A 16,119-nucleotide genomic window follows, 5' to 3' on the forward strand; every position below is an offset into this window, starting at 1 on the left:
ATTTATGTTGCAGTACTAACGCCGCAATTTGACGCGATTGCTGGCTGACGCATACATTGCTTCGAGTTGCCCGCGGAGGGCTCACAGTGTAACCTGCTGGCGTGTAATACACGCTTTCTTATCCGCCTCCCCTAGCCGGGAGGCGGTTTTTTTTTTCCAAAAAAAACCGGCTGGGGTTCATTAAACCCCAGCCGGCGATCAACGATCTTGCGCTCTGTCAGGAAAGAACCGCGCGGATGTCGTCGTTTTCGGACAGCACGTATTTCTTGTCGGTCGCCGCGATTTGCTGGCCATCGAAGCGGTCGATGCGATAGATCGTGCCGAACGAGAAGGTCGGAGCGGCCACACCCGCTCCACCGACCACTTCCGCGCCGCGGCGCACATTGTCGGCCATCCACGAAGTCAGGCGCAGGTGATAGGGGTTACGTTTCACTTCGCCCACGTGGCAAGCCAGAGCGGCAATCAGATCGGCGGTGTCGACGCTGTTGCTGCCGATCAGGGTATTCGGTGTCGCCATCGCGCGCCAGAATTCACTCTGTACCAGCTGGCAGGCATGACCGGCCTTCTTCAGGGCATCGACCACCAGATAGTGCGTGCCAATGTGGGCGGCGTGGCCGTCATTGTCGTTCGGGCAGACCACGACGGCCGGCTTCAGCTCGTTGAGCAGCTTGACGATGACATCAACTTTCTCGGCCCAGGCAGCGGCATCGCCATCGCGGGTCTTGCAGGTGACGGCTTCCAGCCCGCCCGGAATGGTTTCGCGCAGCCCCCATGCCAGATAATCACAGGCATTTTTCAGTTCGGCCCAGCGCTCAGCCTTGCGCGGCACGTTGGACCCCTGGGTTACGGCCACGTTTACCACGCGGAAACCCGCCTCGCGCTGCAGGCGCAGCGGCAGGGCACCGATGATGCACTCGTCGTCCGGGTGCGGTGCGAAGATGACCACGACCGGCGCATCGGCCGCGGCGTTGTCCTTGGCCGGGCTCAGGCTGGAGAGGTCGGCAAACAGCGGGGCATCGGTTTTCTGCAGCAGGGCAGCGTGCGTTTCAACTAGGGCGAGATAAGGGTTGGCCATGCAGAAGTCTCCGTATTCGGTCGCGTGAAGCGTGTTCAAACAAACATTCGGGAGTATAGGCGTATCTTGCCGGACTAAAAAGCCGCTGACCTGCGCAAGATCAGCTTTCTGTGCGATGCCGCGACAGCGCATAATCCGGTTTTTGCTGTCTGGTCTTGCTGATGCATTATTTCCGCTCTTCGTTCATCGTAACCGCACTCGGGCTGGCGCTGGCCGGCTGGGTCGGCGGTCTGGCCGGGGTCTGGGTTGCCTTCAACCTGGCGCTGCTGGAAACGAGCCTGTCATTCGACAATGCCGTCGTCAATGCTTCGGTCCTGAAGCACTGGGACGAGAAATGGCGCCGCCGCTTTCTGCTCTGGGGCATGCTGATCGCCGTATTCGGCATGCGCATGCTGTTCCCGCTGCTGATTGTGGCAGTAATTGCCGGCATGGCGCCGCTGCCGGGGCCGGTGTCGCTCTGGCATTGGCTGCAAGGCGGCGGCTGGTCCGGCAGTGATGTGCTGTCGCTGGCGATTTTGCAGCCACAGGCGTATTCGCAGATTCTGCAATCGGCGCACATCGAGGTCACGGCCTTTGGCGGCACATTCCTGCTGCTGGTGTTCTGGAATTTTTTCATCGACGCCAACAAGGACGAACACTGGTTCGTACCGCTGGAGCGCGTGCTGGCCAGACTCGGTCGCGTGGAAATGGCCGCACTGGTGCTCACGCTGCTGATCCTGTTGCTGCTGGCCGGGCTGCAAGGACATGGTGAGGGGTATCGCTTTCTAAGCGCCGGTCTGTGGGGGGTGGTGGTCTATACCCTCGTCAATAGTCTGGGAACATTGATGGGGGATGACAATGCCGCGGCGAAAACCGGCTGGAGCGGTTTCATCTATCTGGAACTGCTTGACGCTTCGTTCTCCTTTGATGGCGTGCTGGGGGCGTTTGCGCTGACCAGCAATATCTTCCTGATCGCCATCGGGCTGGGCATCGGTGCCATGTTCGTGCGCTCGTTCACCTTGCTGCTGGTCTACAAGGGCACGCTGGCGACCTTCCGTTACCTCGAGCATGGTGCTTTCTGGGCCATCGGGGCGCTGGCACTGGTGATGCTGCTGTCCAGCCGGCTGCATATTCCCGAGGCGGTCACGGGGGGCGTGGCGGCGCTATTGATCATCCTGGCGGGTATCCATTCGTGGCTGGTACGACCGCAGCGCAAGCTCGACCGTCAGCGCGAGGATCGCTAGGCGCCTGGCTTGCCTTTATAGCCTCACGCTTTATTCACTAACTAACCGTCTTGGCTGCTACTGCCTGCCATGCTGATCGAGGGCGGGGCAGTGGTCCCGCGACGGGAGATGTGGAATGACGGAGAGTGTGGAGTTCGCGCTGTATGTGGGCGCCAAGCTGCTGGCGTATGCCGCCTGGGCTGGGCTTGGTCTGCGCTTGCTGCGCGGTCGGGCGACCCTATCGGGGGCGCTGGGCTTTGGCCTGCTGCGCCTGGCGCTGGGCGTGGTGTTCGGCGTGACTATTTTCGTGGTTTACCACCCGCAGGCCGGGCGGGATCTGCTGCTGGATTATGTGCTGATCTATGTGCCGGTGCGCTGGCTGGAGTGGTCGCTGCTGGCTTTGCTGATGGTGCCGCAGCGGCCGGGGTGGTTGTTGCCGCGGGATGGGCGGCAGATTGCCTGGCGGCTCGGGGGGATTGTGCTGTCGTTTGCCGTGGACATGCTGCTGTATCCGGGTAGCAGCGCCAGCCGTTTCTGTGTCGGGCGTTGCCTGTGCTGATCAAAGCCAGCGCCGCACTTGCTGGCAATAGGCCTGATACGCCGCGCCAAAGCGCGCGGTCAGTGCACGCTCTTCCGGAATGATCTGAAAACGGTTCAGGTAATACACAAAGGCCGGCAGCAGCGGCAGGCATGCCAGATTGGCCAGGTATTCAAACCAGGCCAGCAAGAGCAGCAGAAATCCCAGATAGATCGGATTGCGGCTGATGCGAAAGAGCCCCTTGGTGATCAGCGTGTCTGCCTGGGCCGGCTGGCGTGGGTCCAGCGTGGTTCGGGCGCGACGGAAAAAAACCGCGCTGCCGAACACCAGCAGCAGTCCGGCCAGTGCCAGCAGTAGCGCGGTGACGCCATGCATGGGAAGCACGATCTGCAGGCCGGGCAGGGCGGTAGCCAGTCCCCACATCAGCAGGCCGACCACTGCGGTCAGCGGCATGGGCATGATTTTCAGTTCCAGTGCGTGCAGCATGGGTGGCTCCGCCGAGTTGAGCGCGTCAGTCTGCCAGAGTTTGTCTGGCTTGTCCGGCAGGGGCGAAATGACGAAGGGCCGGATTAATCCGGCCCTTTGTGGGTATCGCCACCTCACCCTGCTAGCGCATGGCTTTCGGGGTTAAGGGGCTAGGTGTATGTGGTCAGTGCTTTTCCGGGATCGGCTCGCCGCGCGTCTTGTACAGCGAGTACAGCACGCCAGCCAGCAGCAGGCCGAAGGTGACGCTCAGCGAAATCACCGACGGAATCTTGATGCTCATGTATACCAGACCGATCTTTACGCCAATGAACACCAGTACCACCGCCAGTGCGTATTTGAGGTAGTGGAAGCGGTGCACCATTGCGGCCAGCGCGAAATACAGCGCCCGCAGACCCAGAATCGCGAAGATGTTCGAGGTGTAGACGATGAATGGATCTTGGGTGATCGCAAAGATCGCCGGGATGGAGTCGACCGCGAACACCAGATCGGCGCCTTCGACCATCAGCAGTGCCAGAAACAGCGGTGTGGCGACGCGGCCGGCTTTCTCGCCGATGCTGCTGCCTTCGACAAAGAACTGGTTGCCGTGCAGCTTGGGCGTCATGCGCAGATGATTTTTCAGCCACTGGTAGAGCTTCATGTTCTCGACGCTGGGTTCTTCATCCTTGGCGAACAGCATCTTCACGCCGGTAAATACCAGGAACGCACCGAAGACCAGCAGAATCCAGTTGAATTGGTTCACCAGCGTGGCACCCAGACCGATCATGATGGCGCGCATCACGATGGCACCCAGAATGCCCCAGAACAGCACACGGTGCTGGTATTCGCGCGGGATGGCCAGTGCGGTGAAGATCAGCGAAATCACGAAGACGTTATCCATCGACAGCGATTTTTCGACCAGAAAGCCGGTGTAGTAATCCATGCCGGCCTGCGCGCCCTTGCTCCACCACACATAGCCACCAAAGGCCAGACCGGCGGCAATGTAGAAGGCTGACAGCTTCAGGCTCTCTGCCACGCTGATTTCATGGCTGTCCTTGTGCAGCACGCCCAGATCGAAGACCAGCAGGGTAATCACCACGACGGCGAACACGACCCATGGCAAGTACAGTGCAAAATCCATTAGCTCATTTCCTGTATTGTGTTGTCTGTGGCACGGCGATGCCTGCGGCATGCCGGCCCACTGCGAATGATAGTCCAGAACGTGAAAGGTTCCTGATGCCCTGTAACGACACGTTAATCGATAGCCATTGTCACCTGGATGCTCCCGAGTTTGCCGCCGATCTGGCCGCGGTGATCGCCCGCTCGCGCGAGGCCGGGGTCCGGCACTGGGTGGTGCCGGCGGTGACGGCAGCAAGCTTTGCGACGACGCAGGCCATGGCGTTGCGGTTTGGCGCCTGGCCGGCGTATGGCTTGCATCCGCTGTATATCCAACAGCACCGTGACGACGACTTGGCGTTGCTGGCGCACTGGCTCGCCGGACGCGATGATGCGCCCTTGCCCGTGGCTGTTGGCGAAATCGGGCTGGATGGCTACGTGCCCGGCCTGGACATGGCACGGCAGCTGCAGTTTTTCGAAGCGCAACTCAAACTGGCGCGCGATCTGGATCTGCCGGTGATCGTGCACATCCGCCGCAGCCAGGATCTGGTGCTCAAGGCCTTGCGCAAATGGCGGGTCAAAGGCGGTATCGCGCATGCCTTCAACGGCAGCCGCCAGCAGGCGGATGAATTTCTCAAGCTGGGTTTTGTGCTGGGCTTTGGTGGCGCGATGACCTATAGCGGCTCGCAGCGCATCCGCAAGCTGGCCAGTGAATTGCCGCTCGATGCCATCGTGCTGGAAACCGACGCGCCCGACATCCCGCCTGCCTGGCTGGCTGGCCCGCCCCCTACCCGCAACGAGCCGGCCGAGCTGCCGCGCATTGCCGCCGAACTGGCACAATTGCGGCAGCTAGCGTTGCCTGAGGTTATCCGGGTGACCTCGGCCAATGTCAGGCGGGTGCTGGCGCTGCCCTGAGCCGCTCGAAAATTCGCTGTGCGGGTTCAGATATGGCCGTAGGCGTGCCGCTTCATCGTGTGGGCCATCAGCCGGTACACATCCACCCAGGCCTGGCGCAATTCGGGAGTCCATTGCTCGCCAAGACCGGTTTTCAAGGTATACAGCAGGGCATTGCCGACCGGGGTGTAGTGTTCGGGCTTGACGCCATATTGCACATGTTTGGCGGCGATGCTCTGCAATACCGGGACCAGCTTGTCGAGATCATTCAAGCCGTTGACGGCGGCCTTCAGTGCCCCCATCAGCATTTTTCCCTGCTCCGGGATCGGACGCTTGAACAGGGGGCGCACTTCCGGCGCATATTCGAACAGCTTGTTGTAAAAAATGACGGCAGCCTTGTCGGCAATCGGTTCGACCTGATGAAAACTGTGCCTGATCAGCTCGATTTGTCGCGGTGAAATGCTCATGCGCTGTGCCTCCTTGTGCGGAGCTCCAACTATAGCCAGCGTACCTGGCTTTGCCGTGTGCCGATCAGGGTAAACGGCACTGCGGTTGCATCAGTTACTACGTTACGATCGTGTGGAACAAGTGTGATTGCCATGGAGTGTGCAAACGATGAGGGACTGGGATCGCCTGAAAGTGCGCGGAGCGAGACCTGCGGATTTGGTCGAGATTGTCGCGATCTACAACAGTACGGTGGCATCAAGACAGGTGACTGCGGATACCGAACCCGTCACGGTTGCCAGCCGTGAGGCCTGGTTTGCCGCGCACCAGTGCGCCGAGCGCCCGCTGTGGGTGGTCGAGGATGGGGCGGGTTTGCTGGGGTGGCTGTCGTTTTCCAGCTTTTACGGCCGTCCCGCGTATGCCGGGACCGCCGAGGTCAGCATCTACCTGCATGAGCGTGCCCGTGGCAAGGGGCTGGGGCGCTGGTTGCTGGATGAGGCGCTGCGTGCGGCGCCGGCTCTGGGCCTGCATACCCTGCTGGGCTTTATCTTCGGGCACAACCGGCCGAGTATTGCGTTGTTCGAGCAGGCGGGGTTTACGACTTGGGGGATGCTGCCGCGGGTGGCGGTGCTGGATGGGCTGGAGCGGGATTTGCTGATTCTGGGGTGCCGCATCGCAGAGGATGCGAGCGTGGGGAGTGGAGCCGTTGGCGGGAATTGAACCCGCGACCTCTCCCTTACCAAGGGAGTGCTCTACCCCTGAGCTACAACGGCAACACTGCAGTGACACTGCAAGAAGGCCGCGATTATACGGGGTTGCTGCGGTTTGGCAAGCGAAAGCACATGTTCTAGGCTGGCAGCACGATCTGTTTTCATTAGTCCCCGTGTCATCATGCAAATGCAGCAACATGGTCAATTCGATCTCTACTGGCAAGGCGATGTGCTGGTGGTGCGCTATTTCGGCCAGTGGAATCGCCAGGCCAGCGAAGCCTTGCATGCCAGTGTCCGTGGCCAGTGGCAGCAGCGCGGCGGGCGGCCGTGGGGCATGCTCAGTGATCTGCGCGAGTGGGGCGGGGCAACCCCGGACGCGCTCGACGCGTGGTGGGCGTTCTTTGCCGATGCCGCCAGACACGACCTGCTTGCCGTGACGGACATTCTGCCTTCGCTGGTCCATGAGCTCATGGTTCGCACCATCGCGGAGAAGGCGGGCAGCCTGGCGCGTTACCGCAATAGTCACACGATCGATGAAGCACTGGCGTGGCTGCACGCACAAGGGCTGTCCACCACTTAGACTGCCATTGATCCACCGCAAGTGAAATCGGACACACGGCTATTGACCGTCCCGCGGGTCTACCAGAGACTTCCTTACAAACTGGATCCAAGGCAGATCCAGGCGGATGAGGATGAGTCAAAATGAGCAGTGCGGAACTGATACGGCAGAAGCTGCAGGCTGCCCGTATGCGGCGGCTTGGGCGGGTCAATGATCTGGCAGGGCTGCAACAGCGGCTGGATTACCTGTTCGAGGGCAAGACACCTGGGGCGAATGCCTGTGGGCAGCACCAGCTGGTTTTTTTCCTGCCAACACCGCTGGACGAACTGGTGCAAACCCTGCAGCGCAAGACCGGAGCGCAAGGCTGGCGTGATGTTGACGACTTCATCTGGGCTTTCGAGGATGAGAGTGGGAATTACACACTGACACTGCAAAGCGCGCGCAGCCAGTGTCTGGTGGTGGCCTCGGTCATTTCCCTGGCGCAGGATCTGCCACCGGCCGGTAATGCGGCTCCGGACGAGCTCGAACTGGAAGTCGACGGCTGATTCACGTTGTTGGGTGATTGTGTGTGAGGCTTGCATTGTGCGCTACTTTGTATTTTAATTTCTGTAAAGACAGAAATTAAGGAAAGGCAATGCAGCTCAGTCCTACCATGCAGAAATACATCCTCCACTGGGGGGAAATGGGAACCCGCTGGGGGGTAAACCGCACCGTCGCACAGATCCATGCGCTGCTGTATCTGGCCAACCGGCCGCTCAATGCCGAGGACATCTGCGAGACGCTGGGGGTGGCGCGTTCCAATGTCAGCAACAGCCTGAAAGAACTGCAGTCCTGGGGGCTGATCCGCGTGCAGCATGTGCTGGGTGACCGGCGCGATCATTTTGTTGCCTTGCAGGACGTCTGGGAAATCTTCCGGTTGATCACCGAGGAGCGCAAGCGCCGCGAGCTGGACCCGACGCTCTCGGTGCTGCGCGAATGCGCGATCGAGGCCGAAAGTGATCCGCTGATCGAAGCCGCCACCCGCGTAAAGATGGACAAGGTGCTCGAGTTTCTGGAGCTGCTGCTGTCCGGTTATGACGACTTCAAGCACTTGCCTCCCGGTGTTGTGCTCAAGCTGCTGAAGATGGGCAGCAAGCTCGGCCAGCTGGCGGCGATGTTTGGCAATGACGAGGAGCAGAAATGAGGCATTACACCATCTATTACGACCGCGCCTGCCCGCTGTGCCGCGCGGAAATCCATCGCCTGAAGCGCCTGGACCGCAAGGGCGCGCTGACGCTGGTCGACGCCAGCGCGGCGGATTTCGTGGCGCCGGCCGGCGTCAGCGTCGAGGACATGCTGACGCGCCTGCATGTGCGCGACGCCTCCGGCAATTGGCTGGTGGGCATTGATGCGATTGCGGCAATCTACCGCGCCATCGGCCATGGTCGCGTGTGGGCCACACTGCTGGTGTGGCGCCCGCTGCGCCCGCTGATGAGCCGTGCCTATTTGTTGCTGGCCAATAACCGCCAGCGCGTTAGCGGCTGGTTAGGCATGCGCCGCGATCCCCCCGCGCGTTGCGAGGGCGGTGTGTGTCGTGGCGATTTTTTGTGATTTGTTGTTTCTGTTTCGACAGAAATAAAAGAATGCAAGAAGCATGAAGGAGAACGCCATGCGGGTTCTGGTGTGTGGAGCAAGTGGCCTGATCGGTGCGGCGCTGGTAGGGCGCCTGCTGGAGCGCGGCCATCGGCCGGTGCTGTTGCAGCGCCGCCCGGCCCCTGTGCCTGTCGGCTGCGAGGCGGTGGCGGGTGATTTTGCGCGGGTGGCTTCGCCCGCCGATTGCCTGCCCTGGCTGGAAGGTGTCGACGCGGTAGTCAACGCGGTCGGGATCTTCCGCGAGTCGGCCGGCGCGAGCTTTGCGCAGATTCACCAGCACGCGCCGGCCTGCTTGTTTGAAGCGTGTGCGCAAGCCGGCGTACGGCGTGTGGTGCAGGTTTCCGCGCTGGGCGCGGCGCCGGATGCGGTGACTGAGTACTGGCGCAGCAAGGGCAGGGCGGAGCAGGTCTTGCAGGCGCGGGGGCTGGACTGGCGCATCGTTCGCCCGTCGCTGGTGCTGGCCGATGATGGGCGCAGCAGCAGGCAATTCGCCGCGCTGGCCAGCCTGCCGCTGTTGCCAGATTTGGCTGGCTGCCGGCCGGTGCAGCCGGTGCTGCTTGCCGATGTGGTCGATGCACTGCTTGAACTGATTGAGAACGACGCACCGCCGCAGCGCTGCGTCGATGCCGTCGGCCCGCAGGCGCTGGGCCTGGGCGAGTATCTGGCGCTGCTGCGCCGGAACATGGGCCTGCCGAAGGCAAGAGTCATCAGGGTATCGGCCTTGAGCCAAAATTGGACAGCGGCTATCGGGCAATACCTGCCTGGGTGTTTGCTGGGGCCGGAGAGCCTGGCCATGCTGCGCCAGGGCTGTGCGGCCGATGTGGCGGGCTTGCGTGCCTTGCTGCGGCGCGAGCCGGGCGCGTGCCGCTGGAATCAGCCCGATGCCGTGCGGCTGAACGCGCAACTGCGCTGGCTGCTGCCGATCATGCGGCTGGCGCTGGCCAGCGTTTGGCTGGGCACCGCTGCGGTGAGCCTGTGGGGCTGGCCGCGCGAGGCCAGTTATCAGTTGCTGGGCGCCACCGGCGTGCCGGCCGCTGTCCAGCCGCTGGTCTTTTATGGCGCGGTCGCGCTCGATACGGTTTTCGGCGTGGCGAGCGTCGTTTATCCCCGACGCGGCCTGTGGCTGGCGCAAGGTTCGCTGGTGCTGGGCTACAGCGCGATCATCGCGCTGCGCCTGCCCGAATTCCTGTTGCATCCCTTTGGCCCCTTGCTGAAAAACCTGCCGGTGCTGGCGCTGTGCCTGCTGCTGGCGGTGCTGGGGCGAACCAATTCCCAATCACACTAAGCTGGAGACCATCATGGAACACTATCTGCTCGTGAAATGGCTGCACATCCTCTCGGCCACGCTGATGTTCGGCACTGGCTTTGGCACCGCGTTTTACCTGTTTGTTGCCAACCGCAGCGGCAATGTCGCGGCCATCGCGGTGGTCAGCCGCTGGGTGGTGCGTGCCGACTGGTGGTTTACCACGCCCGCCGTCATCATCCAGCCGCTGTCCGGATGGCTGATGATCCGGCTGGCCGGCTACCCTCTGGATTCATTCTGGATTGTTGCCGCATTGGCGCTGTACGCACTGGCCGGTGCCTGCTGGCTGCCCGTGGTGTGGCTGCAACTGCAGATGCGCGACATGGCCCTGCAGGCGAATACCGCCGGTGCCGCGCTGCCGCCACGTTACTGGCGCTATGAGAAAATCTGGACGCTGCTGGGTTTTCCAGCCTTTGGCGGCCTGTTGATCGTGTACTGGCTGATGGTAGCCAAACCGGTGTAAGCACCACGGCGTGCAACCCACTATTCTGTAATGTCTGGAAACCCTCTGTCCGGAGAACTGCCCATGACCCGCAATCCTTTCACCGCCTTGCCTGCTGCCCGCATTCTGGTCACTGGAGGCACTGGTTTCATCGGCCGTGAACTGGTCGAGCTGCTGCTGCAGGCTGGCCATACCGTGATGCTGTATTCCCGCCGCCCGCAACAGGCCATCGCCCAGTTCACGGGGAGGGTCGGAGCGTTTGCGCGCTGGGATCAGCTGGGAGAGAAAGAACATTTCGACGCCATCATCAATCTGGCCGGTGCTCCGGTGGTCGGGCCGCGCTGGTCGGCCGCGCGCAAGCTGGCGCTGCTCGCCAGCCGCGTCGGTACAACCGAAGGACTGCTTGGCTGGCTGGCCCGCGCGCGACACAAGCCGGCCGTGCTGGTGAATGGCTCGGCGATCGGGTACTACGGCTGCCGTGGCAATGAGGAAATTGATGAAAGCGCCGATTCACCGACCGGTGAATTCCAGGCGCAGCTGTGCCGTGAGTGGGAGGCCGCAGCGATCAAGGCTGAAGCCTTTGGCGTGCGCGTGGTGCGCCTGCGCCTTGGTCTGGTGTTCGGCCCCGGCGGCGCGTTTCCGAAGCTCCTGCTGCCCTTCAAACTGGGCGTGGGCGGGCGCATGGGCGACGGCAGGCAGGTGATGAGCTGGGTGCACCGCGACGACGTGCTGGCGGTGATTGCCCGCGCGATCGCCGATAGTACCCTGCAGGGGGCCTACAACCTCACTGCACCGCAGGCGCTGACGCAGGGTGAATTCGCTGCGCTGGCGGCGAAGCTGCTGCACCGGCCGAACTGGTTTGTCACCCCCGCGTGGCTGATTGATGGCCTCGCCGGCGAAATGGGGGCGCTGTTCACCCGTGGCCAACGTGTGGTGCCCAAGCGCCTGCAGGAGGCCGGCTACCGGTTTGCCTTTCCCGAGATGGAAAGCGCGCTGCGCGATCAGCTGAACAGCCGATAGTCATTCGGCTGGCAGGCCGGTGAATCCCCTGCGGCCCGTCATTGCGGCGCTGGCTGCAATCCAGTGGCTGCATTTACAAGGTCGCTGGATACCGGCTTGCGCCGGCATGACGGGCACGGCATCGCCGCTTGAGTTCTCCTGAACATCATCGAAGCCCCGAGACCGGGGTGACGGGGCCGGCTGTGCCGGCATGCGTCAACAAGGAGTCAATCATGAATGCTGATCCACGCCCCAAGCTCTACCTGCTGGCCGGTAACGGCAGCGCGGCCGACTGGTGGGACGACGTGCTGCCATACTTCGCCAAGTATGAGGCGGTAGCCATCGAACTGCCTGGGTTCGGTAGCAATACCTCCGAGTTGCCGGATTCGCTGTCCGCTCTGGCCGACGCGCTGGCGGCGCAGACCGAGCCCGGCCACGCAATTGTCGCCACCGGCATCAGCGCCTTGCCGGTGCTGCACCTGCTGGTGCGCCAGCCCGGCCATTTCAGCCGCACGGTGCTCTTGTCGCCGGTTGGCGTCGCGCTGTGGCGCCGCCGCCTGCCAAGGCTGATGCAGTTGCCCGGCCTTTTGCCGCTGGCGAAATGCCCCCGCGTGTTTTCGCGCCAGTTTGCCCTGCCGGACTTTAGCCCCGATTACCGGCGGATTGGCAATGGCTATGCGCGCTGCCGCGCCTTTGCGCCGTATTTCCGCTGGGTGCGCCCGGACAATGCGCTGACGCTATTCGACCAGATTAGCGATCCGATCGAGCTGCTGTGGGGCGGGCGAGACGGCGTGATCGGCGCGCAGCACGCCGCCGCCTGGGAGGCGGTGCTGTGCCGCAGCACGCTTGCCGTGACCTTCAAGCCTGACTGGGGGCACTACCCGTTCTGGCAATGTCCGGCCGACTTCGTTGCGCAATTGGAGAGGGGAGGGGAAGACGCGGGTTTCAACGCGCACAGCAAGGGCGGGCGCTTGCTGCTGGCCCAAGTCGCTGGCTTGCCGGTGCCGGCGCTGCGCGTGCTGCGCCCCGGTTTTGACCGGCCGCGGCTCGCGGTGTGGCTGGGGCTGGCGGATCGTGAGGCGCCGCAGGGCTGGGCGGTGCGCTCGTCGGGTGACGACGAAGACGGCATCGATTGCGCCAACGCCGGCCGCCACGACAGCTTTCTGCGCGTGCCGGCTGCCGATGTTCCCGAGCACGTCGACCGCCTGCACGCGGCAGGCTTGGCCAGTGTGGTCGTGCAGTGCATGATCGAACCAACCCTTTCCGGAGTAGCCTTCGCGCGCGGTCTGGCGGCCGAAATCGACTGGGTGGACGGTCATTTGTCCGCGCTGGTCGATGGCCGCGTGCAGCCGCAACGGCTGCGTTTTTCAAAGCTGGGCGGCGAGTGGGGCCAACGGCCATCGCGCCGCGTGCTGGGCGGCAGTGCACTGAGCGAACGCGTGCTGTGGGATTTTCTGCAGGCGGTGGTGCGCTGCTTTCACGGCCAGGCGCTCGACATCGAATGGGCGTGGGACGGCAGGCAGCTGTGGCTGCTGCAGGCACGCCCGGTAACACGCTACGGCTGGCGGCGCTGGCTGACCAATGCCAATATCGGCGAAATTCTGCCGCTACAGCCCAGCCGGCTGATCGAGGCCGCGCAAAGGCAGGCGGCGGCGAGCATTCCGCAGGTTTACGCGCGCTGGGATGCGCGTGCACTGGACGACGCCGAGCCGTTCACTGCGCTGCATGCCGATGCCAGCTACATCAACGCCGAGCTGTTTCTGGCGCGGCTGGCGGACTGGGGGATTCCGGGGGACGCGCTGGCGCGCGAAATTGGCGGCAGCGTGCCGCGCCTGCCGGCGCGGCCCTGGCGCTGGCTGCGCGCATTGCCGGTGCTGCTGCGCATGCTCATCGCCAGCCGCCGCGCGCTCGATGGTCTGGATGCCGGTCTGGTGCGCTGGCAGGCTGAACTCGACGCGCTGATCGCCAATCCGCTGGACGATGAAGGACAGGCCAAGCGGCTGGCGAACTGGCTGATGCGCTTTTACACCTGGCTGGTGCAGCAGAACCTGTGCATCGGCGCGGCGATCGCCAGCAGCGGCGGCGCCTGGCTGGGGCGCCCGCAAACCCAGAATGAGCAGCACGGGCCGCACCGCCTGCCCTGGGAAACCGACCCGGCGACAGCGCGCCCGGCAGTGGCCGCCGTTGAGCTCGCCACGCTGCCGCGCTGGTCGTGGCCGCTGCGGCTCGCGCACAAGTTCGGTCTGCCGGGTATGCGCGGCTATTACCTGCAAACGCGCGAGCAGTTTCGCGATCGGCTGATGCTGCTGTTCTTTCGTCTGCACCATGCCTTTCCGGCGTCGCAGCGCGAGCACTGGTTTGCACCGGTGAGCGCCGTGCGCGGCGAGCTGGGCGGCTTCTGGCAGCACGGCGGGCGCAGTGACACCCCCGATGGCGCGCTGCAGCTGTCGCCCGGCGAGGTCGAAGGCGTGCTGGGCGAAGACATCCTGCTGGTTGACGCGCTTGACCCTGGCCTTTTCGCGTACTACCGGCAGGCACGCGGCGTGGTCACGCGCAGCGGCGGCCTGCTGTCGCACGGCGCGACCATGCTGCGCGAGCTGAAAATCCCGGCGCTGGCCTGGGCGGACGTGCCGGAAAACTGGCTAGGGGCAAGGGTAAGGCTGACCGCAGGCGGGCTGGTTTTGCTGTAGCTCCCAGCGGTGCGCTACCAAGGGAGCAGGAGGTCGAGGTGGCCGCTCTCGCATGGTGCGGTGCCACTAGAGCGGCGGCGATCTACGATCGCCTGAGGTAGTGCGCTTCGGATTGACTGAACTACGTGCCGCTGTAAACGGGGCATGTCACTGCCAAGTTGGGAGGTTCAGCTGGAGGTGATGAGTTACTTCTCGCCTGCCCCGAACTGTCGAAGCGATTAGTTCTGGATTTTTCTTGTGTTTTCTTGCGCGTAAATTCTTGCAAATTTCTACTGCGAGTAAGTAATATTGTCAGCGTGCTTCGCAACGAAAATTTCAACATCTAAACGCAAGGGGAAGGTATTAATGGCTGCTCGTGATGGTGTTCATGCTTCAATCAGTAATGTGTCCTCTTTCTCTGAGGGAGAACTGGGCTATAACTGGCTTCTTTTCGGACGCAAGTGGGGCGGCCCCTTGGGCACGGGAGTCAGTCTGACGTACAGTTTTGTTACTAGCGCGGATGCGATTTCTTATGGGAATCAGTTTGTGACAAAGCCTGCGTTTAACAGCGCACAAAAAACTGCGGCGACGATGGCCTTGAACGCATGGTCGTCCGTGGCAGATATCAAATTTACGCAAGTTGCGGACAGCAAAGCTGGCGCTGGCGATATTCGCTGGCTGAATTCGAATAGTGCTGACCACAATCCTACGGCTTTCGCATATTTCCCATATTCCGGCGGGGCGGAAGAGGGGGATATTTGGATTGGCCCTAATCCTGTATACAAATCACCCGCTGCTGGTAACTATGCAGGACAAACTTATATGCATGAGCTGGGGCATGCGTTGGGGTTGAAGCACCCTCATGATGGGGCGTATTGGGGAAGCAAGCTGCATGATCAACTAAAATATAGCGTGATGTCTTATCGCGATCATGCAGGCGATTCAGCGGAGGACGGTGTAGGTTCGGGGTTTTTTCCTACGACACCAATGCTTGATGATATTGCCGCTATTCAACTCATGTATGGGAAAAACATGAGTTTCAACTCGGGTAATACTACATATTCATGGGCGAAGGATGTCTCGATTTATCAAACCATCTGGGATGGTGGTGGTGTTGATACGATCGATGCCGGTAATCAATCGGGTTCAGTCTCGATCAATTTGAATGCTGGTCAGTTTAGTAGTATCGGTAAAACTTTCTGGAATGAGAAGGCATATGTCAATGATTGCTTGGCTATTGCTTATGGGTGCGTTATTGAAAATGCCAGAGGCTCTGTATTTGATGATAATTTAACAGGAAATTCTGCCGCAAACCTGTTGTCCGGAAATGCCGGGAATGATCTGCTGGTCGGAAATAATGGTAACGATACGCTGAATGGCGGGGTAGGCTCGGACAGCATGAATGGCGGCGCCGGTAATGATAGCTATTATGTCGATTCCAGTTCTGACATGATCATCGGCGAAACCAGCGTCACGGGTATCGACACAGTCCTGAGTGCTATTAGCTACACCTTGGGTAGCAGCAGCAACCTGGAAAACTTGACTCTGCTCACTGGGGCAATTTCCGGTATCGGTAATGGGCTGAGCAATATCATCACCGGCAATGCGGGTAACAACACACTTAACGGTGGAGCGGGGAATGATGTGCTCATTGGGGGGGCAGGTAAGGATGTCCTCACCGGCAGCGCGGGAGCGGATCGTTTCGACTTCAACGCACTCTCGGAGATTCTGAGCGGCAGCAGTCGTGACGTGATAAGCGACTTCAAGTCGGTGGAAGGGGACAAAATCGATCTTTCAACATTGGATGCCAATACTGCCACGGTTGTGAACGAAGCCTTCAGTTTCATCGGCACTAATGCGTTTACTCATGCTGGACAAATCCGATTTGCGAACGGGATCTTGTACGGTAATACCGATGCGGATAGTAGTGCCGAGTTTGAAATTCAGCTCACAGGGGTAGGCAGCCTGACTTCGAGTTCTTTCTTGCTTTAAGCCGCTTGAGACCCAACAGGCTGTTGATAAACAGCCTGTTGGCCATTTTTCGTGGCGAAGGCAGAAAAAAAGAATGGAAATC

17 protein-coding genes and 1 tRNA gene are annotated in these 16,119 nt (G+C 61.5%); 13 read left to right on the forward strand and 5 right to left on the reverse strand.

The features are described 5' to 3' along the window. Nucleotides 1–217: 217 nt before the first annotated feature. Nucleotides 218–1,075 (reverse strand): PIG-L deacetylase family protein, encoded by an 858-nt coding sequence (locus INR99_RS11525; RefSeq protein WP_194116490.1) that lies wholly within the window; start codon nt 1,073–1,075, stop codon nt 218–220. Between the two features lie 161 nt (nt 1,076–1,236). Between INR99_RS11525 and INR99_RS11530 the strand changes: the two genes are divergently transcribed. Next, nucleotides 1,237–2,298, forward strand: a complete 1,062-nt coding sequence (locus INR99_RS11530) for a DUF475 domain-containing protein (protein WP_194116491.1) — start codon at nt 1,237–1,239, stop codon at nt 2,296–2,298. A 115-nt stretch (nt 2,299–2,413) separates the two neighbouring features. Next, nucleotides 2,414–2,836, forward strand: a complete 423-nt coding sequence (locus INR99_RS11535) for a hypothetical protein (protein ID WP_194116492.1) — start codon at nt 2,414–2,416, stop codon at nt 2,834–2,836. On the opposite strand, the gene INR99_RS11540 is transcribed toward INR99_RS11535, so the two are convergent. Together INR99_RS11540 and INR99_RS11545 are read right to left on the reverse strand one after the other, a co-directional pair. Next, nucleotides 2,837–3,301 (reverse strand): methyltransferase family protein, encoded by a 465-nt coding sequence (locus tag INR99_RS11540; RefSeq protein WP_228098264.1) that lies wholly within the window; start codon nt 3,299–3,301, stop codon nt 2,837–2,839. A 163-nt stretch (nt 3,302–3,464) separates the two neighbouring features. Further along, entirely contained in the window at nt 3,465–4,418 is a 954-nt protein-coding gene (locus INR99_RS11545) for a TerC family protein (protein WP_194116493.1), read from the reverse strand. 95 nt (nt 4,419–4,513) lie between these two features. On the opposite strand from INR99_RS11545, the gene INR99_RS11550 reads away from it, so the two are divergent. Further along, on the forward strand, nt 4,514–5,308 hold the full coding sequence (locus INR99_RS11550; protein WP_194116494.1) for a TatD family hydrolase: 795 nt from the start codon (nt 4,514–4,516) through the stop codon (nt 5,306–5,308). Between the two features lie 26 nt (nt 5,309–5,334). Here INR99_RS11550 and INR99_RS11555 read toward each other — a convergent pair whose 3' ends face one another. After that, nucleotides 5,335–5,754, reverse strand: coding sequence for a globin family protein (locus INR99_RS11555; protein WP_194116495.1), 420 nt, complete (start codon nt 5,752–5,754; stop codon nt 5,335–5,337). Between the two features lie 148 nt (nt 5,755–5,902). Between INR99_RS11555 and INR99_RS11560 the strand changes: the two genes are divergently transcribed. Beyond that, a complete protein-coding gene (locus INR99_RS11560; RefSeq protein WP_194116496.1) occupies nt 5,903–6,451 on the forward strand; it encodes a GNAT family N-acetyltransferase in 549 nt (182 codons plus the stop codon). Here the strand turns inward: INR99_RS11560 and INR99_RS11565 are convergent. Next, nucleotides 6,430–6,504, reverse strand: a tRNA-Thr gene (locus INR99_RS11565). The genes INR99_RS11560 and INR99_RS11565 overlap by 22 nt on opposite strands. A gap of 118 nt (nt 6,505–6,622) precedes the next feature. Here INR99_RS11565 and INR99_RS11570 point away from each other — a divergent pair. From INR99_RS11570 to INR99_RS11610, 9 genes are all read left to right on the forward strand, one after another. After that, nucleotides 6,623–7,021, forward strand: coding sequence for a hypothetical protein (locus tag INR99_RS11570; RefSeq protein ID WP_194116497.1), 399 nt, complete (start codon nt 6,623–6,625; stop codon nt 7,019–7,021). Between the two features lie 122 nt (nt 7,022–7,143). Beyond that, a complete protein-coding gene (locus tag INR99_RS11575) occupies nt 7,144–7,545 on the forward strand; it encodes a hypothetical protein (RefSeq protein WP_194116498.1) in 402 nt (133 codons plus the stop codon). An 89-nt stretch (nt 7,546–7,634) separates the two neighbouring features. Continuing rightward, nucleotides 7,635–8,183, forward strand: a complete 549-nt coding sequence (locus INR99_RS11580) for a GbsR/MarR family transcriptional regulator (RefSeq protein WP_194116499.1) — start codon at nt 7,635–7,637, stop codon at nt 8,181–8,183. Next, entirely contained in the window at nt 8,180–8,590 is a 411-nt protein-coding gene (locus INR99_RS11585) for a thiol-disulfide oxidoreductase DCC family protein (protein ID WP_194116500.1), read from the forward strand. Before INR99_RS11580 ends, INR99_RS11585 begins: the two co-directional genes overlap by 4 nt. Before the next feature lie 58 nt (nt 8,591–8,648). Beyond that, nucleotides 8,649–9,917: an SDR family oxidoreductase gene (locus tag INR99_RS11590; RefSeq protein WP_194116501.1), complete on the forward strand. Its 1,269-nt coding sequence runs from the start codon at nt 8,649–8,651 to the stop codon at nt 9,915–9,917. A gap of 13 nt (nt 9,918–9,930) precedes the next feature. Next, nucleotides 9,931–10,398, forward strand: coding sequence for a DUF2269 family protein (locus INR99_RS11595; RefSeq protein WP_194116502.1), 468 nt, complete (start codon nt 9,931–9,933; stop codon nt 10,396–10,398). Between the two features lie 63 nt (nt 10,399–10,461). Continuing rightward, entirely contained in the window at nt 10,462–11,397 is a 936-nt protein-coding gene (locus INR99_RS11600; protein ID WP_194116503.1) for a TIGR01777 family oxidoreductase, read from the forward strand. Nucleotides 11,398–11,609: 212 nt separating this feature from the next. Beyond that, nucleotides 11,610–14,066: a PEP-utilizing enzyme gene (locus tag INR99_RS11605; RefSeq protein WP_194116504.1), complete on the forward strand. Its 2,457-nt coding sequence runs from the start codon at nt 11,610–11,612 to the stop codon at nt 14,064–14,066. 345 nt (nt 14,067–14,411) lie between these two features. After that, nucleotides 14,412–16,037: a M10 family metallopeptidase gene (locus INR99_RS11610; protein WP_194116505.1), complete on the forward strand. Its 1,626-nt coding sequence runs from the start codon at nt 14,412–14,414 to the stop codon at nt 16,035–16,037. Nucleotides 16,038–16,119 lie beyond the last annotated feature (82 nt).

Source organism: Chitinilyticum piscinae, assembly GCF_015223195.1.
GTDB classification, from domain to species: Bacteria; Pseudomonadota; Gammaproteobacteria; order Burkholderiales; family Chitinibacteraceae; genus Chitinilyticum; species Chitinilyticum piscinae.

Bases quoted from the DNA above. Each gene is read 5' to 3' on its own strand.
- INR99_RS11525 (WP_194116490.1), bottom strand. From the start codon at position 1,075: ATGGCCAACCCTTATCTCGCCCTAGTTGAAACGCACGCTGCCCTGCTG.
- INR99_RS11530 (WP_194116491.1), top strand. From the start codon at position 1,237: ATGCATTATTTCCGCTCTTCGTTCATCGTAACCGCACTCGGGCTGGCG.
- INR99_RS11535 (WP_194116492.1), top strand. From the start codon at position 2,414: ATGACGGAGAGTGTGGAGTTCGCGCTGTATGTGGGCGCCAAGCTGCTG.
- INR99_RS11540 (WP_228098264.1), bottom strand. From the start codon at position 3,301: ATGCTGCACGCACTGGAACTGAAAATCATGCCCATGCCGCTGACCGCA.
- INR99_RS11545 (WP_194116493.1), bottom strand. From the start codon at position 4,418: ATGGATTTTGCACTGTACTTGCCATGGGTCGTGTTCGCCGTCGTGGTG.
- INR99_RS11550 (WP_194116494.1), top strand. From the start codon at position 4,514: ATGCCCTGTAACGACACGTTAATCGATAGCCATTGTCACCTGGATGCT.
- INR99_RS11555 (WP_194116495.1), bottom strand. From the start codon at position 5,754: ATGAGCATTTCACCGCGACAAATCGAGCTGATCAGGCACAGTTTTCAT.
- INR99_RS11560 (WP_194116496.1), top strand. From the start codon at position 5,903: ATGAGGGACTGGGATCGCCTGAAAGTGCGCGGAGCGAGACCTGCGGAT.
- INR99_RS11570 (WP_194116497.1), top strand. From the start codon at position 6,623: ATGCAAATGCAGCAACATGGTCAATTCGATCTCTACTGGCAAGGCGAT.
- INR99_RS11575 (WP_194116498.1), top strand. From the start codon at position 7,144: ATGAGCAGTGCGGAACTGATACGGCAGAAGCTGCAGGCTGCCCGTATG.
- INR99_RS11580 (WP_194116499.1), top strand. From the start codon at position 7,635: ATGCAGCTCAGTCCTACCATGCAGAAATACATCCTCCACTGGGGGGAA.
- INR99_RS11585 (WP_194116500.1), top strand. From the start codon at position 8,180: ATGAGGCATTACACCATCTATTACGACCGCGCCTGCCCGCTGTGCCGC.
- INR99_RS11590 (WP_194116501.1), top strand. From the start codon at position 8,649: ATGCGGGTTCTGGTGTGTGGAGCAAGTGGCCTGATCGGTGCGGCGCTG.
- INR99_RS11595 (WP_194116502.1), top strand. From the start codon at position 9,931: ATGGAACACTATCTGCTCGTGAAATGGCTGCACATCCTCTCGGCCACG.
- INR99_RS11600 (WP_194116503.1), top strand. From the start codon at position 10,462: ATGACCCGCAATCCTTTCACCGCCTTGCCTGCTGCCCGCATTCTGGTC.
- INR99_RS11605 (WP_194116504.1), top strand. From the start codon at position 11,610: ATGAATGCTGATCCACGCCCCAAGCTCTACCTGCTGGCCGGTAACGGC.
- INR99_RS11610 (WP_194116505.1), top strand. From the start codon at position 14,412: ATGGCTGCTCGTGATGGTGTTCATGCTTCAATCAGTAATGTGTCCTCT.